The organism is Pseudomonas sp. 8(2025) (genome assembly GCF_052665325.1).
In genome coordinates this window covers 111,822-134,001 of sequence record NZ_JBQOIE010000007.1, presented here as the reverse complement: position 1 = coordinate 134,001, position 22,180 = coordinate 111,822, and the positions used below count along the sequence as shown (strand labels likewise).

The following is a 22,180-nucleotide window of genomic DNA, read 5'->3' as shown; positions in this document are numbered from 1 at the left end:
GATGAACCTGTCCCCCCTCAATCGCCGGCGCTTCGAGCGCTTCAAGGCCAACAAGCGCGGCTGGTGGTCGCTGTGGCTGTTCCTGGTGCTGTTCGTCCTCAGCCTGGGCGCCGAGCTGATCGCCAACGACAAGCCGCTGGTGGTGCACTACGAAGGCGGCTGGTACTTCCCGGCCCTCAAGCGCTACCCGGAAACCACCTTCGGCGGCGAATTCCCCCTGGAAGCCAACTACAAGAGCCCCTACATCCGCGAACTGCTGGCGCAGAAGGATGCCTGGGTACTCTGGGCACCGATCCCCTTCAGCTACCAGAGCATCAACTACGACCTGCGGGTGCCGGCCCCGGCGCCGCCCTCGGCGGACAACCTGCTGGGCACCGACGACCAGGGCCGCGACGTACTGGCCCGGGTCATCTACGGGTTCCGGGTGTCGGTGCTGTTCGCCCTGACCCTGACCATTCTCAGCTCCATCATCGGCGTCATCGCCGGCGCCCTGCAGGGCTTCTACGGCGGCTGGGTGGACCTGGTGGGCCAGCGCTTCCTGGAGATCTGGTCCGGCCTGCCGGTGCTCTACCTGCTGATCATCCTCGCCAGCTTCGTGCAGCCCAATTTCTGGTGGCTGCTGGGGATCATGCTGCTGTTCTCCTGGATGAGCCTGGTGGACGTGGTGCGGGCCGAGTTCCTGCGCGGGCGCAACCTGGAGTACGTGCGCGCGGCCCGGGCCCTGGGCATGCAGAACGGCGCCATCATGTTCCGCCACATCCTGCCCAACGCCATGGTCTCCACCATGACCTTCATGCCCTTTATCCTCACCGGCGCCATCGGCACCCTCACCGCCCTGGACTTCCTCGGTTTCGGCCTGCCGCCGGGGGCGCCATCCCTCGGCGAGCTGGTGGCCCAGGGCAAGTCCAACCTGCAGGCGCCCTGGCTGGGCATGAGCGCCTTCGCCGTGCTGGCGATCATGCTCAGCCTGCTGGTGTTCATCGGCGAATCCGCCCGCGATGCCTTCGACCCGAGGAAATGACATGACCCAGGACAACCTGATCGAAGTCCGCGACCTGGCGGTGGAGTTCGTTACCGGCGAGCACCGCCAGCGGGTGGTGCAAGGCGTCAGCTTCGACATCAAGCGCGGCGAGACCCTGGCCCTGGTGGGCGAAAGCGGCTCGGGCAAATCGGTCACCGCCCACTCCATCCTGCGGCTGCTGCCCTACCCTCTGGCGCACCACCCCAGCGGCACCATCCAGTATGCCGGGCACGACCTGCTGACCCTGAAAGAGAAGACCATCCGCCATATCCGCGGCAACCGCATCGCGATGATCTTCCAGGAGCCCATGACCTCGCTGAACCCGCTGCACAGCATCGAGAAGCAGATCAACGAAGTGCTGGGCATCCACAAGGGCCTGACCGGCAAGGTCGCCACCCGGCGCACCCTGGAACTGCTGGAGCTGGTGGGCATCCCCGAACCGCACAAGCGTCTCAAGGCCCTGCCCCACGAGCTTTCCGGCGGCCAGCGGCAACGGGTGATGATCGCCATGGCCCTGGCCAACGAGCCGGAACTGCTGATCGCCGACGAGCCGACCACGGCGCTGGATGTCACGGTGCAGTTGAAGATCCTCGAACTGCTCAAGGAACTGCAGGCGCGCCTGGGCATGGCGCTGCTGCTGATCAGCCACGACCTGAACCTGGTGCGGCGCATTGCCCACCGGGTCTGTGTCATGCAGAAGGGCTGCATCGTCGAACAGGCATCCTGCGAAGATCTGTTCCGCGCGCCGCAGCATCCCTACACCCGGGAACTGCTGGCCGCAGAACCCAGCGGCCTGCCGGCGGCCAACGAGATTGGCCCGCCGCTGCTGGAGGTTAACAACCTCAAGGTCTGGTTCCCGATCAAGAAAGGCCTGCTGCGCAGCACCGTGGATCACGTCAAGGCAGTGGACGGCATCCACTTCAGCCTGCCCCAGGGCCAGACCCTGGGCATCGTTGGGGAAAGCGGCTCGGGCAAGTCGACCCTGGGCCTGGCGATCCTGCGCCTGATTGCCAGCCAGGGCGGCATTCGCTTCGAGGGCCAGCAACTGGACAGCCTGACCCAGCAACAGGTTCGGCCGCTGCGGCGGGAAATGCAGGTGGTGTTCCAGGACCCTTTCGGCAGCCTCAGCCCGCGCATGAGCGTGAGCCAGATCGTCGGCGAGGGCCTGCGCATCCACAAGATAGGCAGTGAACAGGAGCAGGAACAGGCCATCATCGAAGCCCTCAAGGAGGTCGGCCTGGACCCGGACACGCGGCACCGCTACCCCCATGAGTTCTCCGGCGGGCAGCGCCAGCGCATCGCCATTGCCCGGGCCCTGGTGCTCAAGCCGCGGCTGATCCTGCTAGACGAACCGACTTCGGCCCTGGACCGCACGGTGCAGCGCCAGGTGGTGGAACTGCTGCGCACACTGCAAAGCAAGTACAACCTGACCTACTTGTTCATCAGCCACGACCTGGCGGTGGTCAAGGCCCTGAGCCACCAGTTGATGGTGATCAAGCACGGCCAGGTGGTGGAACAGGGGGACGCCGGGGGCATCTTCGACGCCCCGCAACACCCTTACACACGGCAATTGCTGGAAGCCGCCTTCCTGGCTCCGGCAAGCGCCGAATAACCTGAAACAGGAGTAGCAACATATGGGTTTTCTCGCTGGGAAGCGTGTCCTGATCGTTGGTGTCGCCAGCAAGCTGTCGATCGCCTCCGGCATCGCTGCCGCCATGCATCGTGAAGGCGCCGAGCTGGCCTTCACTTATCAGAACGAAAAACTCAAGGGCCGGGTCGAGGAGTTCGCCGCAGGCTGGGGCTCCAGCGCCGAGCTGTGTTTCCCTTGCGATGTGGCCAGTGACGAGCAGATCGCCCAGGTCTTCACCGCGCTGGGTAAAAAATGGGACGGCCTGGACTGCATCGTCCACTCCGTGGGCTTCGCCCCTGGCGACCAGCTCGAAGGCGACTTCACCGATGCCACCACCCGCGAGGGCTTTCGCATTGCCCACGACATCAGCGCCTACAGCTTCGTGGCCCTGGCCAAGGCCGGTCGGGAAATGATGAAGGGCCGCAACGGCAGCCTGCTGACCCTGTCCTACCTGGGCGCCGAACGCACCATGCCCAACTACAACGTGATGGGCATGGCCAAGGCCTCCCTGGAAGCCGGCGTGCGCTACCTGGCCGGCTCCCTGGGCCCGGAGGGCACCCGGGTCAACGCCGTTTCCGCCGGCCCGATCCGCACCCTGGCCGCCTCGGGGATCAAGAACTTCCGCAAGATGCTGGCGGCCAACGAGGCGCAAACCCCGCTGCGGCGCAACGTCACCATCGAAGAAGTCGGCAACGCCGGCGCCTTCCTCTGCTCGGACCTGGCCTCGGGCATCAGCGGCGAGATCATGTACGTGGACGGCGGTTTCAACACCACCGCCATGGGCAACCTCGACGAGTGATCTGCGGCGGTGGCGAGGGGCTTGCGCCCTCGCCACCCTGCCCCTTCCTGCTCATTGGAAAGGCCAAACATGAAGCTGTGCTATCTGTTGCTCGTGCTGTTTCTAGCCGGCTGCGACAACACCCAAGATACCGCCTCGAATAAAGCCCGGAGCAGCGTCGCACGCCTGCACATCCCCTTGGGCACAGCGGTTGCCGAGTTCCTGGAAAAGAGCCCGGTGAGCTTTACCGCCGACTGCCTGGATGCGGTCAACCTATGTTGGTATGAGGCGGATCGTCAGGGAGCACTCCTTGACCTGAGCCTGGCCCAGCCCGAGGGCACGCTTGAACTGGATCAGGTGGCCGGGCTGCTGATTGCCGTTGATGGCAAGACCTCAAACACCATCCAGGAATTGAACATCGACCTTCGCGGGCTGCCGGACAACAGCACTCACAAGGCCAACAAGGCACTTGTCTATAACCTTCTCAGGACGTTGAAGAACGCTGGATGGCAAAAATACTACTTCCCTTCCGACCCCCGAATAGCCGCTGGCGAGTTGCACAAGCTGGACTGGAAGGAAAGCCTCCTGGGTACCCAGCCACTCAGCCACCCGCTGTTCGATGCCAACCATGAGATGAGCCTTGAGCAGTGGCTGGGCAACAACATGTTCTATGACTGGTATCTCTATCACGGCAACTACATTGCGCATGTCCGAGCCCTGCGCTACGACTCGAAAAGCGCCCCCCTGCAAAGCGCTGTCTACCTGATAAGCCTGAACCTGATGTCCCTGGACACGTTCTGGACCCGCGACTTTGCAGAGGCACAAAGAGCCCAATGGAGAACCCTGTTCCCTGCCCATTTGAAAGAACGGCTGCAACGTCGCTCAGAAGTTGAAAGCCGGGCCAGGGCGGCCGGGGTCGACATCGAGGAAAGCTATAGCCCACCGCTGATGGAGCGCGGCCAATAGCGCCCTGCCACTGACGCCCTTCCCTGCCCCGCGTCACCGGGCAGGGCTTGGCGGCAGCAACCCTCAGCGAGCCCGCTTGCTCGCCTGCTTGTGCAGGTACATGGCCTTGTCGGCGTCCGCCAGCAACGCCTCGATGTCGGGATGGCGTTCGGCGTCGTATTCGATCTGGCCGACGCTGAAGCGGATCTCATAACCCCGCTTCAAGGTGGCATTGCGCTCGTCGAGAATCTCCCGCAGGCGCGCCATGATCGCCGAAGTCTCGACATGGTCGGCAGCGGTCAGCAGGGCCACGAATTCATCGCCCCCCAGGCGGCCGATCACGTCGCTCTCGCGAAAGGCGATGCGCAGCACGTCGGCGAAGGTCTTCAGGGCGCCGTCGCCTTCGGCATGGCCGTAGGTGTCATTGATCTGCTTGAAGTCGTTGAGGTCGAAGAACAGCAGGGTCGCCGGTTTTTCCAGGCGCTTGCACACCCCCAGGGCATGCCGGGCCAGGGCCTCGAAGCCGCGGCGATTGGACAGCAGGGTCAGCTCGTCCATGCTGGCCATCTGCACCGCCGCCAGTTCCTGCTCGGCCATGCGCGCCAGGTCCCGTAGCAGTGCCCGATCCTCGTCGTCCAGGTCGCGGGGCTTGATGTCGATCAGGCACAGAGTGCCGAGCTTGCTGCCATTGGTCACCGTCAGCGGGCAACCGGCATAGAAGCGGATGCCCGGCGCGCCCACCACCAGCGGGTTGTCGTGGAAGCGTTCGTCCAGGCCGGCGTCGGGCACGGTGAGGATCTGGTCACCGAGGATCGCGTGGCCACAGAAGGAAATGTCCCGCGAGGTTTCGCTGACGTCGAGCCCCACGCAGGACTTGAACCATTGCCGGTCGGCATCCACCAGGCTGACCAGGGCAATGGGCACGTTGAACAGACGCTTGGCCAGCCGGGTCAGGCGGTCGAAACGCTCCTCCGGTGAGGTGTCGAGCACATTCAGCTCCCGCAGGGTCTGGATTCTCAAGGCCTCATTGTTGGGTTTGCTGGGATACAACATCGCTGACTCCATTCGCGGCTAAGATTCCAAGCGTAGTCCAGAATAACGACGGCTTATCATCTAAAGCGGCGCGGCAGGAGCCAGTGAACAGGTGGCCCTCACAACCGGGGGGTCAACAGAATCCTCCCGTAGCCAGCCACGAACACGGCAAACGCCAGGCCTGCCAGCAGCGCTGAAAGACCCAGCCCCAGGCTGCTGAACGGCACCAGCAGGACCCGGCACAAGGCCGCCAGGAACAGCAGCGCAAAGCCACCGGCCATGGCCCGCGAAGCCTGCAGGGGCCGGCCACTGTGGCCGAGGCTGACCCGCGCCACCATGCCCAGCACCAGCCCGCCCAGGCCGCCCACCGCCAGGGCATGGGTCACCAGGCTCTGGGGTATCGACCAGCCCAGGTGCCAGAGCGCCATGCCCAGGGTTGCCAGGGCCAGCCACCCGTAGGCCAGGTACAGCGACCAAAGCAACGGCACCCTCCACAGCCCCGGCCGGTGCCAGCGCCACAAGCGCCAGCCTTGCAGCCCCGCCAGCAGGGCGAACAGCGGCGCCAGCCACCCGCGGGGAGCGTCACCGCCGCCCAGGGCCATGGACAACGCGGCCAGCAGGCTGCCCACCAGCAACACTCGGGTCGGCCAGGGCGATGTCGGCGCCTGGGGGGGCAGTTGCAGCCCGCGCTGGATGAAGAAGGGAATCACCCGGCCGCCGATCACCGTCATCAGGGTCGCCACCAGCCACAAGGCACCCAGTTCGCCGCGCCGCTGCCAGCTGTCCTGGTGTTCCAACAGGCCCCACAGGGTCAGCCCCTGAAACAGCGCCAGCAGCCCCAGTACCAGGACCATGGGGTAGTTCTCGCGCTTGCCGGCGCACCACAGCTCGCGCCCGATCACCGCCGCCAGCAACGGCATGAACGCCAGTTGCACCACAACGAACAGCGGGCCCGGCAGCGGCAGCCACCAGGCCAGGCGCCCCGCCAGCCACAGCAGCCACAGCAACAGCAACGGCGTACGGCTCAGGCCCGGGCGGCCGGTCCAGTTGGCCACCGCCGTCAGCAGGAAGCCGGCAACGATCGCCACGGCAAAGCCGAAGAGCATTTCGTGACGGTGCCAGGCCAGCATCCCGGCCACCGGTTGCAGGCCCGCCAGCGCACCATGCAGCCACAGGCCCCACCCCACCAGGGCAAGGCAGGCGAAGCCGGCGCCGGCGAGGAAGAACGGGCGGAACCCCAGGCTCCAGAGGGGCTGGCCGGTCCAGCGGTGCCAGGCTTCAGGCAAAGACACAGGCAGCCCTCCCCTGGCACTGGGCCATGCGCCGCTGGGCCAGCAGGCGCATGACATAACCGATCTTCAACAGGGTCGGCCCGATAATCACCAGGCTGTGCATCAGCACCAGGGTGGCGATAGGCAAATGCCCGGAATGGACATAGGCGGCGTACACCCCCAGGCCCAGCAACAGGCTGCCCGACCCCAGCAGCGCATTGGACAGGTGCAGTACATGCAGCGGCGAATCGAAGTAACGGCTCATTTCTACAACTCCTCGAACACACAATGGCATGACTGGCCCTTCACGTTTCATGCCAGCGCGCAGAGCCCGTAAAACCGGGCCCCTGCCACCTCAAGAGTCTTTATGACCAGATAAAGAAGAAGTCATAAAGACCACCAACGCAGTCAATATGACTGCATTTTTCCCCGCTGCCCTTTTTCGCCGGCAAGGGCAGATTGCCCCTCTTGAGCCAATCCCCCCTCTGCAGGAGCGAGCTTGCTCGCGATGCATCGGAAAACGCCGCGCACTTCCTGTAGACCCGCGTTATCGTTGACGCCCATCGCGAGCTCGCTCGCTCCCATACAAGGATGTCGCCGATGCCCGAAGCTTCCTCCCCCGCATCCGAAAAGAGCCTGTCACGCCTGTTGCTGGAGTTGCTCTGGCAGTTGGCCGCCCTGCTCATCCCGATCTTCTTCGTCACCCTGCTGCCGCCCCCGGCGGCCCTGGGGGTGTTGCTCGGCTGCGCAGCGGCGATGACCCTGGCGGCGCGCCTGGGCTGGCCTAAAACCGCCCGCGGCCTGGCGCGGCTGATGATCAGCGCCGCGTTCGGCCTGGGCTTCAGCCTGGGCCGGGCCCTGCCGGCCTACTGGGATATCGCCGCCGCCGTCACCAGCATCTTTGCCGGGCTGGCAGCGGTCAGCCACCTGGAGCGCCGCCTGGGGCTGGTGCAGCCGAACCCCACACCGATCAGCGCCTGGGGCGGCAACGAGCCGCAACAGACCCCGGAAGGCCAGCCGATCCGGGTGTTCAATCACGGCGAGATCGCCATGGGCGGGCCCACCTATTGCGACTACCTGTTCCCCGATGGGGTGCTGCTGCAAGGGCTGGGGTCCTCGGCGCGGTTTTCCAGTGACGGGCGCTACTTCGCCGCGCCGCTGCCTTCCAGGCAACACTGGGGGCTGGCCATCCTCGACCGTGAACAGCGCCGCCTGTACCGCTGCAACCGGGAACACTTCTGGGAGCTGGATGCCTTCAGCGCCGACACCCTCAGCGGCCGCCACAGCCCGCTGGTAGACAACGGCCAGCACCAGGCCAGCCTGAACAGCCTGCTGCAGGAGGCCGAATGCGTCGAACTGGTAGCGGTAGCCGATCTCTGGCTGGAGCCGGGCCAGTGGCTGGAGGCCCTGGCTCGCCAGGATTTCGAAGAAAGCGCACCCCACGGCAGCCACCGGCTGCACGCCAGCCTGGCGCTGCCGGCCAGCCTCAGGGCCCTGGAGCAACCCCTGGAACCCCTGCGCACGCCGCCCTATCGCATAAGTATCGACGGCCAGCCCAGCGGCTTGCTGCTGCGGGCGGACGCACCCCGCATCTGGCGCGACGACGGCCGGGCCCTGGCCTGCATCGCCCACGAGCAGGCGCAGCCTGAGGCCGCGTGCTGCTGGCTGTGGCAGGCCGACAAGGGCTGGCGGGCATTGCCCGCGCCCTGGGTCGCCAGCCATGCAGAACCATCCTTCTACCCTGGCCCGCTGCTCAGCCTGGACCGCCACTGGCTGGGCTACAGCGCATACCTGGACCTGGCCGAGGCGGACCAGGGGCGCTACGGCTATCGCTTGCACAGTACCCACAGCGACAGCGAAACCGGCGTCGGCCATGACCGGCAAGGCTGCCTGCAAGTGGCGCCACTGCCGCTGACCCGCACCCAGTTGCTGCAGCCCCTGGACGGCAGCGGGGCCCGGGGCGAAAGCCGGATCCAGTCCCAGCCCCTGCTGGGCGAGCAGCGCGCGCTGTTCAGCTGGCTGACGGACAACCCCCGGGGCCTGGGTGCCTACCGATGCCAGATCGGCACCTGGCAACTGCCCGGGTGCTGGTTGCTGGACCATCGGGTTTCCGATTGCCAGCGCTACCTGGCCCTGCTGCCCTGGAGCGAGACCCTGGATCTGGCCCCCCAGGTGGTGGTGGCGGACCTGCAACAGCAGCGCCTGATCTACAGCCCGGCACTGCTGGCGGCGCGCCTGCTGGACTTTCGCCAGGGCCGCCTGAGCCTGGCCGTGCTGGTCGGGCGCCTCGACCCGGACCACGCCAGCAGCCCGTTGCAACGCTTCAACCGGCCGGCGCCCGCACCTGAACACGCCGCGGCATTCTGCACCGAAGGCCCGGCCTCGCAACCCTGCTATGAGCGCCAGGACTGGCTGGTGATCGATGACCAATTGCAGCCCGTGGCGCCCTGGCGCCCTGGCGCCTGGTGGATCGGCCTCAGGCCGCGGTCGCCGAGGGTGACTTTATCCAGCCTGCCCCCGATGGCCGCGACGCCGCGTGGCTGTTTGGCAGCGAAACCGAGTACGCCGACAGCTGGCTGCGGGAAACCAGCCCGCGGCTCGGCGGCCACCTGCTCACCGCCTCCGGCTGTGCAGTAGGCGATCTGGCCCCGTCGCTGATCTGGTCCACCGACGCCCGCTACCTGGCCTTGACCCGGCTCCGGCTCGGCGCCGGCGACCCGCAGCAGGGCTACCGCGTCTGGCAATTGCTGCTGCTCGATGTGCAGGAACGCAGCCTGCGCATCGCCCCCGACTGGCTGCGCCACCGCCCGCTGTTCCAGCACTTCGATGCCCGGGGCCTGGGGCTGCTGCTGTTCGAGCGGGATTGGCAGGCGGCGGAGGATCCCGATCCGGGCCACAGCCTGGAGTGGGCACTGGAGGACCTGTTGCGCCTGCCCGCCGAACCCTTGCGTGAACACCAGGGGCTGTGGCTGAGCGCCACCGACTGGCCCCAGGCCAGGGCGTGGCAGGCGCTGCGCCGCCCGGCGCACCCGGCCTTCCGCGCCGGGGCTTGAGCCCCGGGGTCAATCGGCCTTCAGTGCCTGGGCGTCCCGCGCGCGCTGGCTGACAAAACCGGGGATCTGCTCCCCGGGCAGGGATTTGCTGTAGTACCAGCCCTGGATGGTCAGCTCGGCACTCGATTGCAGGAAATCCAGCTGCTCGCGGGTTTCCACCCCTTCCACCACCACTTTGAGCTTGAGGGTTTCGCAAAAACGCAGCAGGCCGTTCAACACCTGGGCGCCCTTGGGTTCACGCTGGGCGAGGACAAAGCTGCGGTCGATCTTGATCCCGTCCACCGGGAACTGGTGCAGGTAGCTCAGGGCGGAAAAGCCGGTGCCGAAGTCATCGATATAGACCCGGGCGCCCAGCGCATGGAGCTTGCCGATCCATTGCTGGGTCAGCAGCGCATCGCCCACCAGGGCATCCTCGGTAATCTCCACCGACACCTGGCCCTGGGCCCGGGCCAGAATCTCCAGCAGGCGCTGGCCATGTTCCCGGGAAGCCAGGGTGGCGCTGGAGATATTGATGGTGATGGGCAGCTCGAAGCCGACCTTGCGCCACGCCAGGTGCTGGCGCACCGCCTGGGACGCCACCCAGAAATCCACCTCGGGCATCAGCTTGGCCTGGCCCAGCCACTGCAGCAGTTCCCAGGGCGACTGCACCTTGCCCTCGCGGTCACGGGCGCGGATCAGCGCTTCGCAACCGCTGCACAAGCCGCTGTCCTTGATCACCTGGGGCTGATACTCCAGGTGGAAGTCGTAGTCGCTCAACTGCTGGATACGGGCCAGTTGCAAGGACTGCTGGGCGGCCTGCTGATAGGACGCCACCATCGGGTCCAGCTCGAACAGCCGGCCCCGCTCCTCCAGGCCATGGAAGGTGGTGTCGAAGGTTTTCAGGTAGACCTGGGCACTTTGCTCGCCCTGGCGCTGGATACTGCGCACATAGGGCATGTAGATCAGGATGCCGACCCCCAGCAGCAGCCCTTGCAGCAGCACCGCGCCCCAGTCGCCCTGGGTGCTGAGGTAGGCATTGAGCAGCACCGGCGAGGTAAAGGGCAGGCTCACCAGCGCCGGGCTCACCCACCCCAGTTGCACCACCAGCAGCGCCAGGCAGGCATTGACCATCGGCACCAGCATGAACGGTACCAGCAGGCGCGGGTTGAGGATGATCGGCACACCGAACAACAGCAGTTCGTTGACGTTGAACAGCGACAGCGCCAGGCTCGCCAAGGCCAGTAGACGCATGGAGCGGTTGCGCGAGAAGCCGAGGATCGCCAGCACCAGTGCCAGGGAACCGCCAGAGCCGCCAATGAAGGCAAAACAGCCCAGCAAGCCGCTGTTCAAGGCATAGCGCAATGGCCGGCCAGCGGCCTGATCCGCGGCGTTGAGCGTCACGGCCTGGTCCATCACATCCATCAGCGGCTGCATGGCATGGGCGCCATGAATGCCGAAGAACCACAGCAGCGAATTGGTCGAGGTCAGGAAGATCGCGTTGAGGTAGGGGTTGTCCAGGTCGTCGATATCGATCGGCCGCTCGACGTAGGCAAAATCATGGAACTGCAGCAGCAGTTGCAACACGCAGACCAGCACCAAAGAGGTCACCATCCCCGGCAGCACCATGTTGATGGTGCCCTTGAGGTTGTGCCCCACCAGCCCCTCGTCCACCAGCCGGGTCCAGCGCTGGCGGTGCAGCCGGGCCATCAGCGGCACATTGACCAGGGGCGAGGCGATGGCGATGAACAGCACGAAGGTCGCCGCCGCCCGCGGGTAGTCGCGCAGCAGGTAGATGGCGATCACCACATGGGACAGGCAGAGGAAGGCCACCGGCAGTTGGGGCAGGCGGTATTTGATTGCCAGCATGTAGCCGATGGACGCCGCCACCAGCAGGGGAATGATCGAACTGATGCGGTTGTGCAGGCCGGTCAGCAGCTCCACCAATGCTGGCGGCGCACCCAACGCCTGGGCGCACTGGCCGAGGATCAGCAGCAGCGCCGAGACCAGCAGGCATGGCAGCAGCCACAACAGGCCTTCGCGGATCGAGCGTAATGACTCGGCACCCGCCAGGAGTGCCAGACGATGGGTGAAAAACAGCTTGAACCCCACGTTTCGCATAAGCCCCGCCCCTTTGCCGCTGCGCGTCCGATACCCCCCGGACGTTGCCGCCCGCCCCATGGATACGCAATGCAGCGCCAGGCCATGACAAGCGAATACCGGCGAAGATACCACTGAAGAAACCCCATTCAGCAAGCACTGAATGGCCCCGATCCCAGTCTTTTATCGTCCTGTTCACGCCAGGCTTGACTGCCTGCGCGGCCACCCGCTCAAGCACGGTCGATTGCGCCAGGGCGCGGCGATATCGTTTGCAGGGGCCGATGGCTTTTGCTTTAATCGCGATCAATTCCCATTTACAACCAGAACGCCAGCGGACACGCCTCCTTGCCCTCCACGCCTCTCGCCAGCCCGGACTCGGTCCACAGCCTCTACGACGCCCATCACCGCTGGCTCTACGAGTTGTTGCGCCGGCGCCTGAATCACGCCTGGGACGCCGCCGACCTGGCCCACGACATCTTTGTCCGGGTGCTCAAGCGCCCGCCGGTGCTGCTTGACGAGGTCCACCAGCGTTCCTACCTGGCCACCGTGGCCCGGGGCTTGTGCATCGACCACTGGCGGCGCCGGCAACTGGAGCAGGCCTGGCTGCAGGCGCTGGCTGCACGCCCGCAGGCGGTGCAACCCTCGGCGGAGCAGCAGGCAATCATTGTCGAGACCCTGTACGAAGTGGACGCCATGCTCAGCCGCCTGCCGGCCAAGGTGCGCACGGCCTTCATCCTCGCTCAACTGCACGGCCGGCCCTACCAGGCCATCGCCGATGAGCTGGGGGTATCGGAGCGCATGGTGAAGAAGTACCTGGCCCAGGCCCTGCTGCATTGCGCACTGCTGGAGGCCGAACTCGACGGCCTGCTGGTGGACTGAACCATGGACCCTCGACCCGGCGGCCGGCTCAGCCATGCCTGCCTGCAACAGGCCGCGCACTGGTACGTGCAACTGCAGGACCAGGGCAGCAGCGACGAACAGCGTCGCCAGTGGCAGGACTGGTTCGAGCAGAGCGCGGAACACCGCCAGGCCTGGAGCTATGTCGAGCGGGTCAGCCAGCGCCTGCTGCCATTGCAGGAGGCCAACACCCGCCCATCCGCCAGCCGCGCCCTGAGCGCCGCCCGACGTCCGGCCCTGGCACGGCGCCAGGTACTCGGTGCACTGCTGCTGGCTGGCCTGGGCTGGGGCACCTGGCGCAACAGCCCGTTGCCCCAGGCCCTGAGCCGCTGGCGTGCCGACTACGCCACCGGCACCGGGGAAGTCCGCGACACGCTGCTCAGCGACGGTACGCGCCTGTGGCTCAATGCCCTGAGCGCGGTGGATGTGCGCTACAGCACCGAGCAGCGGCTGCTGGCGTTGCACCTGGGGGAAATCCTCATCGACACCGCCAAGGACCCGCGCCGGCCATTCCTGGTGCAGACCGAACACGGCCGCCTGCGTGCCCTGGGCACGCGCTTCAGCGTGCGCTGCGGCGCCAGCGACAGCCTGCTCAACGTCTACGCCGGCGCGGTGGAGGTACGCAGCGCCAGTGGCTTGCAGGTGGTGAATGCCGGCCAGCAGCTGCGCTTCGATGGCCGCACCCTGGGGCCGCTGCAGGTCGCCAGTGCCGCCCGCGAAGCCTGGAGCCACGGCCTGCTGCTGGCCGACAACCTGCCCCTGGAGCAACTGCTGGAGGAACTGGGGCGCTATCGCAACGGCCACCTGGGTTGCGACCCGGCCATCGCCCAACTGCCGGTGATGGGCTCTTTCCCCTTGCACGACTCCGACCAGGCCCTGGCCCTGCTGGAAGCGGCGTTGCCGGTGCGGGTCAAGCGCCTGGCGTCCTGGTGGGTGACCCTGGAGCCACGTACCTGAAGCCGGAAAACTTTTTTCACCTGGCAGGTTCCCTTTTTCCGACGCCCTTCGGTTAACCCGGTAACAGTCCTCACATTGCCGACCCACAAGGGAACCCCATGCCATCACCCCGTCGTTCGCGCCTGCCCTTTCATACCCTGCCCCTGTGCACCGCACTGCTGTGCGGCGCCGCGCCCTGGGCCCACGCCGCTGCCGATGCGGGCCAGAACCAGCCCCAGGCTGAACGGCGCAGCTACAGCATCGGCCCCGGGCCGCTGGTCACGGTGCTCAACCGCTTCGCCGAGCAGAGCGCGGTGTTCATTGCCGGGCACAACGACCTGGCTGCCGGCAAGCAGAGCCCCGGCCTGAACGGCCGCTACAGCGTCGCAGAGGCCCTGCAACTGCTGCTGGCGAACTCCGGGCTGCAAGCCCAGGCGGTCAGCGGCGGCTATGTGCTCAAGGCACTTCCCGCCACCAGCGGCCCGCTGCAACTGGGCACCACGCAGATTTCTGCCCAGGGCCTGGGCAGCGTCACCGAAGGCAGCCAGAGCTACACCACCGGGGCCAGCGCCTCGGCCACCGGCCTCAACCTGTCGCTGCGCGAAACCCCGCAAACGGTGACGGTGATCACCCGCCAACAGATGGACGACCAGGGCGCCACCAGCATCGCCGACACCCTGCGCCGGGCCCCCGGGGTCAGCGTGCAGAACTACGACAGCGAGCGCTGGGAGTTCTCCAGCCGCGGCTTGCCCATCACCAATTTCCAGTACGACGGGGTCAACGCCACCTACGACGGGGTCTACGACTACGGCACCACCAGCACCGACATGGCGACCTTCGACCGGGTGGAAATCATCAAGGGCGCCACCGGCCTGATGACCGGCTCCGGTGACCCGTCGGCTACCGTCAACCTGATCCGCAAGCGGCCGACCAAAGAGTTCAAGGCCTCGGTCACCGGCACCGTCGGTTCCTGGGACAACTACCGCAGCGAAGGGGACATTTCCGGCCCGCTGACCGAAACCGGCAACCTGCGCGGGCGCTTTGTCGGGGTCTACCAGGACCGCAGCTCCTACCTCGACCACTACCAGAACACCAAGGACATCGCCTACGGCGTGCTGGAGGCCGACCTGACCCCCGACACTCTGCTGACCCTCGGCCTGGACCAGCAGAACACCCGCTCCCGGGGCGCCACCTGGACCGGCTTCCCGATGTACTTCAGCAACGGCTCGCGGACCCACTTCTCCCGCTCGTTCAACCCGGCCACCGACTGGAGCCGCCGCGACTTCAAGAACCAGACCCTGTTCACCTCCCTGGAACAGCAACTGGCCAATGACTGGACCCTGAAGGTCAGCTACGACCACCTGCGCCGCCAGCACGACACCCTGCTGGGCTCGGCCAGCGGCGGCAACCCGGACCAGGCCAGCGGCGACGGCATGTTCATGTACATGGGCAAGTTCAAGGGCGACCAGCGCCAGGACAACCTCGACATCAACCTGCACGGCCCCTTCAGCCTGTTCGGCCGCGAGCACGAGCTGATCGCCGGCTTCATGCTGATGAACGCCAGACAGGACATCCCGGTCCACGGTTCGGTGTACCCGCCAGTGGGCGGCAGCATCTACGACTGGCGCGGCGAGTTCGCCAAGCCGGACATCCCGAAGATCGGCGACAACGACATCCTCCAGCGCCAGACCGGCGCCTACCTGGCCACCCGCCTCAAGCCCACCGACGACCTGGCGGTGATCCTCGGCACCCGGGTCAGCGACTTCAAGGGCATCGACAACACCCGCTACCTCGACCCCAGCAGCCCCGACGCACGCCAGCGCTACCAGCAGACCGGCGTGGTCACCCCCTATGCCGGGCTGGTCTACGACCTCAACGACAGCTACTCGCTGTACACCAGCTACACCAGCATCTACCAGCCGCAGATGAGCAAGGACGTCGACGGCAAGATCCTCGACCCGGTGCAGGGCGACAGCTACGAAGCCGGGATCAAGGCCGAGTACCTGGATGGCCGGGTCAACGCCAGCTTCGCGGTGTTCCACACCGAGCAGGACAACGTCGCGCAACTGGTGGACGGCTGGGGCATCGACGCCATCTACCGTCCGACCAAAGGCGCGACCACCAAGGGTTTCGAGGTGGAGGTGGCTGGCGAGCTTAGCGAAGGCTGGAACCTGTCGGCCGGCTACAGCTACAACCACACCCGCGACGCCAATCACGACTACGTCTACGGCTCGGTGCTGCAGAGCACCGAACCGCAGCAGGTGGCGCGGCTGTTCAGCACCTATCGCCTGCCCGGCGCCTGGGACCGCCTGACGGTGGGCGGCGGGGTCAACTGGCAGAGCCAGTTCTTCGGCAAGGTGTACCAGCCCGACCCGAGCGATACGGTCAATGGCGGGCATGACTCGCGCATCACCCAGGACGGCTACTTCCTGGTGGATGCCATGGCCCGCTACCAGTTCAGCCAGCACCTGAGCTCGACCCTGAACGTGAAGAACCTCTTCGACAAGAAGTACTACACCGGTATCGGCAACTTCAGCACCGGCTTCTACGGCGAGCCGCGCAGCCTGCAACTGGCCACCCGCTGGGACTTCTAGCCCCGCGCCGATCCACGGTAGCCCGCTCCGGCTGCGGGTTGACTACGCTTGTGCGAGCGTGCTCAACCCGCAGAGGAGCGCCCCCATGCAACGCATCCAGACCATCACCCCGTGCCTGTGGTTCGACCATCAGGCCCACGAGGCCGCACAGTTCTACTGCTCGATCTTCGAGCACTCGCGCATCACCCACGTCAGTCACTACGGCAAGGCCGGCTTCGAGTTCCATGGCCGCGCCGAAGGCTCGGTGATGAACGTGGCGTTCGAGCTTGACGGCCAGGGCTTCAGTGCCCTCAACGGCGGCCCGGCGTTTACCTTCAACGAAGCGGTGTCGCTGCAAGTGCACTGCCGCACCCAGGCCGAACTCGACCACTACTGGAATGCCCTGGGGTTTGGCGGCCCGAAACAGGCCCAGCAATGCGGCTGGCTCAAGGACCGCTTCGGGCTGTCCTGGCAGATCGTGCCGCAGACGCTCGCGCAGATGATGTGCGACCCCGACCCGGCCCGTTCCGAGCGAGTGATGCAGGCCCTGCTGGGGATGAAAAAACTCGATATCGCGACGCTGCAACGCGCCTTCGACGCGCGAAGCTAATACACTCGTGGCCGGTCCTTGAGCGATGGATATGGCCTTGACGAAAACCGCCCCGCCCTCTGCAGACGCCCCCCTCTTCTGGCGCGATGCGGCCCTGCCCTTCATCGAGGCCCGCTCCATCGCCGACGGGCGCAAGGTCTGCTATTGCGCTCATGCCCATGAGCAGTTCTCCATCGGCTGCATCACCGCAGGGGTCAGTACCTACGTCAGCGAGCAGACGCAAAGGCAGGTGGGCGCCGGCACCGTGGTGCTGATGAACCCCGGGGTGGTCCACGCCTGCAACCCCATCGACGACCAGCCCTGGTCGTACCGCATGCTGTACGTCGACACGCCCTGGCTGACCCGCCTGCAACATGAACTGGGCGTGAGCCCCGAGTTGCAGTTCCAGCCCTTCGAGGAAACCAGCAGCGACGACCCGCAACTCTTCGCCGACCTCGAGCAGCTGTACCACGCCCTCGTGGACCCACAGGCGGAGACGCTGCACAAGCACAGCTGCGTGGTGGCGTTCTTCAGCGAGCTGCAACAGCGCCTGAACCCGGCCAAGGCCCTACCCCGGGAGAACAACCACAAGCTTGAGCGGGCCGCGCAGTTCATCCGCCAGCACTGTACCGAGCCCCTGGACCTGGAACAGATCTGCCAGGCTGCGCAGCTTTCGGCCTCCTACCTGATCCGCGCCTTCAAGCAGCAGTACGGCATGGCGCCCCATGCCTACCTGGTCAACCGGCGGGTGCAGTTCGCCCAGGCCCGCCTACGCCAGGGCGCGCCGATCGCCGAGGTGGCGCAGGCCGCGGGCTTCGCCGATCAGGCGCACTTGCAGCGCGCGTTCAAGCAGCATCTGGGGGCCACCCCGGGCCAGTACCAGGGGCCGCGACGGGCCAGGCGCGGCGAACCCCAGGCCCACTGACGCCCAGCTGCATTCAAAGCAGCAGGCAGGCCGCGCTGACTGCCAGCAAGGCGGCCATGGCCCGGTTGAACAGGCGCATGCCCGCCGGGTTGCCCAGGTAATGGCGCAAAAAACTGCCGGCATAGGCCCAACAGGCCACCGACAGGTAGCAGATGACCAGGTACACCGCCGCGAACAGCCACACCAGCCGCGCCTCGCCATCGGCGGCGAAGGCCCCCATGCCGGCCACGCAAGCCAGCCAGGCCTTGGGGTTGAGCCACTGCATCAGGGCGCCATACCAGGCCGACGGCGCCCGAGGCTGGCCCTCGGTATCCAGCCGGCCATCGTCCCGGGCCAGCTTCCAGGCCATGTACAGCAGGAAGGCCACGCCGGACAGGCGAATGCCCTGGGTCAGGGCCGGCCACTGGCGCAGCAGTTCGTGCAGCCCCAGGCCGACCAGCACCAGCAACAGGACAAACCCCAGGGTGGCCCCGGCCACATGGCGCAGGCTGGCCCGGAAGCCGAACCGCGCACCGCTGCCCAGTGCGACGATGTTCACCGGCCCCGGGGTAATGGAGGCCGCCAGGGCAAAGGCCGCCATGGAAAACACTACGCTCATCACTTGCCTCTTTGTCTCTATGGGTTGGAGCCGCACAGACTACGAGGCCGGGGTGAGGCGGTATTGAACAAAACTACCCTGCCGGTGGCGGGCTGTCGTGACACCGCGCAGGCCGCGACGAACTTGTGGATCGCGCCCGGCAATCAACTATTGAATCGGGTCACCAGTGCATTGAGTTCATGGGCGGTGGACTCAAGGTCGCCACCAATGCTGCAGGAGTGCACGGCAATATCGGCATTCTGGTCCGAGACCCGGGCGATATTGCTGATCTGCTCGGAGATTTCCTCGGCCACATGGGCCTGCTGCTCCGACGCCGCGGCCATCTGCTGGCTCATCTGGTGAATGCGCTCCACCGCCGAGTTGATGCCGTCCAGCGCCTGCTGGGTGCTGACTACCTGGGCCACCCCGGAGCGCGCCTCCACGCTGCCCTGGCGCGCCACTTCCACGGCCTGGCCCGCCACCTGCTGCAGGCTCTGGATGATGCGCTGGATGCTCTGGGTCGATTCCCGGGTCTTCGACGCCAGGGCCCGCACCTCATCGGCGACCACGGCGAACCCCCGGCCCTGCTCGCCGGCCCTCGCCGCCTCGATGGCTGCGTTCAAGGCCAGCAGGTTGGTCTGCTCAGCGATCGAATGGATCATGTTCGCCGCCACCTGGATCGACTGGGTTTCCTGCGCCAGGCCTTCCACCGACTGGCTGACCGCATCCACCGTATCCGCCAGTTTCTCGATCACCACCCGGGAACGGCGCGCCTCCTTGGAGCCCACCTGGGTCAGCTCGTTGACCTGGTCGGCCGCGGCGGCGGTGTCATGGATGTGCACCGAAACCTCGGCGATCGACGAAGCCATCTGGTTCATCGCCGTGGCCGCCATGTCGGCTTCGTCGCGCTGCTTGCCCAGGGCCGACTCGGCCTGGCGCGACAGGTTCTGGCTGGTGGAAGCCAGTGACGCCGCCTGGTTGGCGTAGTCCCCCAGGCGGCTGAGGGCGGTACGGATCTTCGCCGCCTCGCTGATCAGGATCATCTGCAGGCGTGCCACCGGGCCTCGCTCATCGGTATAGGTGCGGGCAATCAGCTCGCTGTCGAAACTGCCCAGGGACACCGCGCTGATGCGCCCCAGCAACTGCCCGGTGCGGTAGGCGCCGTGGGCCTGCACGGCAAAGAGCCCGAGCAGCGCCACTCCCAGCCCGGCCCAGGGCCCGGCCAGCCAGCCGGCCATGGCGCTGGCCAGTACCGCCAGCAGCGGCGGCAGCACAAACACCCCGGCGCCCAGCAGCCGATGGCGCCAGGGCGTGGCCAGGCGGGTGCTGCGCAGGTGCGAGTACAGGGCGGCGGCGCGCTCCACCTGCTGGCGCTCGGGCTTGACCCGCACCGATTCGTAGCCGGCAATCACGCCCTGGCTGAATATCGGTGTGACATAGGCGTTGACCCAGTAATGATCACCGTTCTGGCAACGGTTCTTGACGATACCCATCCAGCTCTTGCCGTCCTTGAGGTAGGACCACATATGGCCGAACACCGCTTCGGGCATGTCCGGATGGCGCACGATGTTGTGCGGGCTGCCAATCAGCTGTTCGCGGCTGAAACCGCTGACCGCAACGAACTCGTCATTGCAGTAAGTGATCTTGCCATGGGTATCGGTGGCGGAAATAAGCCGTTGTTCGGCAGGAAACACCCGTTCACGCTGAGTCACCGGGAGATTGTTTTTCATTTGAAAAACCTCGCAGGAAGTCTGGTAATTGCTCGTCATGATCAAACAGCAACTGGCGCATCCTGCGATTACCCGAAGACTTCTTCTGCGTACCTGCAGAACTTTCCCGAGCCTGATGAGCAATCCACTACAACAACTGCCCAGCGCCCGACCGAATCGAGTTTAGATAGCACTTTTAATCGCGCTATTGCCTCCAGGGAAATAACTTCCCTGGCAACGGAACTAGATTCAACACTCTTGACCTGGATCAATACTTAGCCTGGCAAGCAATGCCCCGGCCGCCCCTGGTTGAGAACCGATGGCCCATCACCTACCTTCTCCAGGTCCCTAAGCCATAGAGCCGCGCCAATGCCTGCCTCCTGCCAAGAAACTGCCCGCCTGCTACTGCGCGCCCCGACCCTGGACGACCTGCCCCAGGCCTGTGCCATCCATGGCGACCCGCAGACCAACCGCTTCAACCCCAACGGCCCGATCAACGCTGCCGCCTGCGCCGACAAGCTGCACGGCTGGATCGAACACTGGCAGCAGCACGGTTTCGGCTACTGGGCCATCGCCCTGCGCAGCGACCCGCAACGGCTGATCGGCTTCGGCGGGATCATGCAGGGCTTCTTCGGCCACGAGCCGGGGCTGAACCTGTACTTTCGCTTGCGCCCCGAGGCCTGGGGCCAGGGCTATGCCGCGGAAATGGCCCGGGCCGCCCTGCACCTGGCCTTCAGCGAACTGCATGCACCGCGGGTCACCGGCCTGGTGCGCCCCGACAACCTGCCCTCGCGGCGCGCCCTGGAGCGCCTGGGGCTGAGCCTGGAAGGCGAACTGGATGATTTTCCCGGCCAGGCGCCGAGCCTGCTGTACCGCATCAGCGCGCCGGACAACCCATGCCCGGGCTGACCCTCAGGGCAGGCACCCTGGCAGCCTGCGCGGCGGACTCAACGGATTCGAGGATTGACAAAGCGATCGCCGGCTTTTAAAACTGGGCGCCTGATTCTTGAGCCTGCAGCGACCATGTCCCCAGCCACGCCCTTCATCCTTCGCACCATTGGCCTGTCGGCCAAGGTCGAGGCGCGCGTGGCCTGCAGCTCTAAATCGAAGAAACAGTCGCTCATGTGACCGGGGCGCTGTGTCCCGTCAGATGAGCTGACAGGACCTCAAGCGCTACGGACACCCTCCCCCTGCTTACCGCCCTTCTACTCTTCTGACGACGACCCGACGGTCAACCATCAGGAGAACACGCATGTCATCGTTTCAAGGTATCTGGGTCCCTATCGTCACCCCTTTCATCGACGGTGCCGTCGATTTCGCCGCCCTGGGGCGCTTGACCACTCACCTGCTGGAAAGCGGCGTAGCCGGGCTGGTGGTTTGCGGCACTACCGGCGAGGCCGCGGCCCTGGACAAGGACGAGCAGTTGGCGGTGCTCGATGCGGTGCTGGAGCGAGCCCCCGCCGGGAAGGTGATCATGGGGCTGGCGGGCAATAACCTGAAGTCGCTGCTGAGCCTGCAGGAACAGATCCTCGAGCGTGCGGTGGCCGCCTTGCTGGTGCCCGCGCCCTACTACATCCGGCCGTCGCAAGCAGCCCTGGAGAGCTTCTTCGCCACCGTGGCCGACGCCTCCAGCGTGCCGCTGATTGTCTACGACATTCCCTACCGCACCGGGGTGAGCCTGGACACCGCTACTTTGCTGAACATCGTGGCCCATCCACGGATCGCGGCGGTCAAGGACTGTGGCGGCAACCTGGAAAAGACCCTGGCGCTACTGGCCTGCGGGCAGATCGAAGTGCTGTGCGGCGAGGACCTGCAACTGTTCAACGCCTTGTGCCTGGGCGCCCATGGGGCCATTGCGGCCTCGGCGCATATCCACCCGCAACGGTTCGTCGCCTTGCTGCAACAGGTCCGGGCACAGCAACTGGACGCGGCCCGGAGCACCTTCATGCAACTGGTGCCGCTGATCAAGGCACTGTTCGCCGAACCCAACCCGGCGCCGGTCAAGGCACTGCTGGCCCACCAGGGGTTGATCGGAACGCAGTTGCGAGCACCGATGCACGATTGCAGCGCCGCCCTGCAAACCCTGCTCCGCACCCTGTAGGAGCGGGCTTGCCGGCGAAGAAGCCGCCACGGCTTGCACCCGCCCCAGGTAGGCTTTCGCCGGCAAG

General features: G+C 66.0%; 18 protein-coding genes and 1 pseudogene. 12 read left to right on the top strand and 7 right to left on the bottom strand.

Features of this window, described 5'->3' with window-relative positions; genetic code table 11:
- Position 1: 1 nt before the first annotated feature.
- From ACUXVH_RS15460 to ACUXVH_RS15445, 4 genes are all read left to right on the top strand, one after another.
- Positions 2-1,021 carry an ABC transporter permease gene (locus ACUXVH_RS15460; RefSeq protein ID WP_011061586.1) on the top strand — a complete coding sequence of 340 codons (1,020 nt, stop codon included), beginning with the start codon at positions 2-4 and terminating at the stop codon, positions 1,019-1,021.
- 1 nt (position 1,022) lies between these two features.
- Entirely contained in the window at positions 1,023-2,633 is a 1,611-nt protein-coding gene (locus tag ACUXVH_RS15455) for an ABC transporter ATP-binding protein (RefSeq protein ID WP_011061587.1), read from the top strand.
- 22 nt (positions 2,634-2,655) lie between these two features.
- Complete coding sequence (gene fabI, locus ACUXVH_RS15450; RefSeq protein WP_015635823.1) at positions 2,656-3,450, top strand: enoyl-ACP reductase FabI; 795 nt, start codon at positions 2,656-2,658, stop codon at positions 3,448-3,450.
- 69 nt (positions 3,451-3,519) lie between these two features.
- Positions 3,520-4,395: a hypothetical protein gene (locus tag ACUXVH_RS15445; RefSeq protein ID WP_065364178.1), complete on the top strand. Its 876-nt coding sequence runs from the start codon at positions 3,520-3,522 to the stop codon at positions 4,393-4,395.
- A 63-nt stretch (positions 4,396-4,458) separates the two neighbouring features.
- On the opposite strand, the gene ACUXVH_RS15440 is transcribed toward ACUXVH_RS15445, so the two are convergent.
- The 3 genes from ACUXVH_RS15440 to ACUXVH_RS15430 all read right to left on the bottom strand — a co-directional run bounded on the left by ACUXVH_RS15440 (position 4,459) and on the right by ACUXVH_RS15430 (position 6,942).
- Positions 4,459-5,427 carry a GGDEF domain-containing protein gene (locus ACUXVH_RS15440; protein WP_065364179.1) on the bottom strand — a complete coding sequence of 323 codons (969 nt, stop codon included), beginning with the start codon at positions 5,425-5,427 and terminating at the stop codon, positions 4,459-4,461.
- Between the two features lie 98 nt (positions 5,428-5,525).
- Entirely contained in the window at positions 5,526-6,698 is a 1,173-nt protein-coding gene (locus ACUXVH_RS15435; protein WP_011061591.1) for an NnrS family protein, read from the bottom strand.
- On the bottom strand, positions 6,685-6,942 hold the full coding sequence (locus ACUXVH_RS15430; protein WP_065364180.1) for a transmembrane sensor/regulator PpyR: 258 nt from the start codon (positions 6,940-6,942) through the stop codon (positions 6,685-6,687). Before ACUXVH_RS15430 ends, ACUXVH_RS15435 begins: the two co-directional genes overlap by 14 nt.
- 335 nt (positions 6,943-7,277) lie before the next feature.
- On the opposite strand from ACUXVH_RS15430, the gene ACUXVH_RS15425 reads away from it, so the two are divergent.
- Positions 7,278-9,314, top strand: a complete 2,037-nt coding sequence (locus tag ACUXVH_RS15425) for a hypothetical protein (protein WP_255313417.1) — start codon at positions 7,278-7,280, stop codon at positions 9,312-9,314.
- A gap of 425 nt (positions 9,315-9,739) precedes the next feature.
- Here ACUXVH_RS15425 and ACUXVH_RS15420 read toward each other — a convergent pair whose 3' ends face one another.
- Positions 9,740-11,827, bottom strand: coding sequence for an EAL domain-containing protein (locus tag ACUXVH_RS15420; protein WP_011061594.1), 2,088 nt, complete (start codon positions 11,825-11,827; stop codon positions 9,740-9,742).
- Between the two features lie 324 nt (positions 11,828-12,151).
- On the opposite strand from ACUXVH_RS15420, the gene ACUXVH_RS15415 reads away from it, so the two are divergent.
- From ACUXVH_RS15415 to ACUXVH_RS15395, 5 genes are all read left to right on the top strand, one after another.
- Positions 12,152-12,685, top strand: coding sequence for a sigma-70 family RNA polymerase sigma factor (locus tag ACUXVH_RS15415; RefSeq protein WP_065364181.1), 534 nt, complete (start codon positions 12,152-12,154; stop codon positions 12,683-12,685).
- 3 nt (positions 12,686-12,688) lie between these two features.
- Positions 12,689-13,660: a FecR domain-containing protein gene (locus ACUXVH_RS15410; protein ID WP_065364182.1), complete on the top strand. Its 972-nt coding sequence runs from the start codon at positions 12,689-12,691 to the stop codon at positions 13,658-13,660.
- Positions 13,661-13,758: 98 nt separating this feature from the next.
- Positions 13,759-16,233, top strand: coding sequence for a TonB-dependent siderophore receptor (locus ACUXVH_RS15405; RefSeq protein WP_065364183.1), 2,475 nt, complete (start codon positions 13,759-13,761; stop codon positions 16,231-16,233).
- A gap of 85 nt (positions 16,234-16,318) precedes the next feature.
- On the top strand, positions 16,319-16,822 hold the full coding sequence (locus tag ACUXVH_RS15400; RefSeq protein ID WP_015635832.1) for a VOC family protein: 504 nt from the start codon (positions 16,319-16,321) through the stop codon (positions 16,820-16,822).
- 25 nt (positions 16,823-16,847) lie between these two features.
- Entirely contained in the window at positions 16,848-17,726 is an 879-nt protein-coding gene (locus ACUXVH_RS15395) for an AraC family transcriptional regulator (RefSeq protein ID WP_065364184.1), read from the top strand.
- Positions 17,727-17,739: 13 nt separating this feature from the next.
- On the opposite strand, the gene ACUXVH_RS15390 is transcribed toward ACUXVH_RS15395, so the two are convergent.
- The 3 genes and pseudogenes from ACUXVH_RS15390 to ACUXVH_RS15380 form a co-directional block, all read right to left on the bottom strand.
- Positions 17,740-18,324 (bottom strand): LysE family translocator, encoded by a 585-nt coding sequence (locus tag ACUXVH_RS15390; protein WP_011061600.1) that lies wholly within the window; start codon positions 18,322-18,324, stop codon positions 17,740-17,742.
- Positions 18,325-18,467: 143 nt separating this feature from the next.
- Entirely contained in the window at positions 18,468-19,541 is a 1,074-nt protein-coding gene (locus ACUXVH_RS15385) for a methyl-accepting chemotaxis protein (protein WP_438357136.1), read from the bottom strand.
- A 168-nt stretch (positions 19,542-19,709) separates the two neighbouring features.
- A pseudogene (locus ACUXVH_RS15380) lies at positions 19,710-20,033 on the bottom strand (PAS domain-containing protein); the annotation flags it as partial.
- Positions 20,034-20,381: 348 nt separating this feature from the next.
- On the opposite strand from ACUXVH_RS15380, the gene ACUXVH_RS15375 reads away from it, so the two are divergent.
- Positions 20,382-20,921 carry a GNAT family N-acetyltransferase gene (locus ACUXVH_RS15375; RefSeq protein WP_123397356.1) on the top strand — a complete coding sequence of 180 codons (540 nt, stop codon included), beginning with the start codon at positions 20,382-20,384 and terminating at the stop codon, positions 20,919-20,921.
- A 343-nt stretch (positions 20,922-21,264) separates the two neighbouring features.
- Complete coding sequence (dapA, locus tag ACUXVH_RS15370; RefSeq protein WP_011061603.1) at positions 21,265-22,113, top strand: 4-hydroxy-tetrahydrodipicolinate synthase; 849 nt, start codon at positions 21,265-21,267, stop codon at positions 22,111-22,113.
- Positions 22,114-22,180 lie beyond the last annotated feature (67 nt).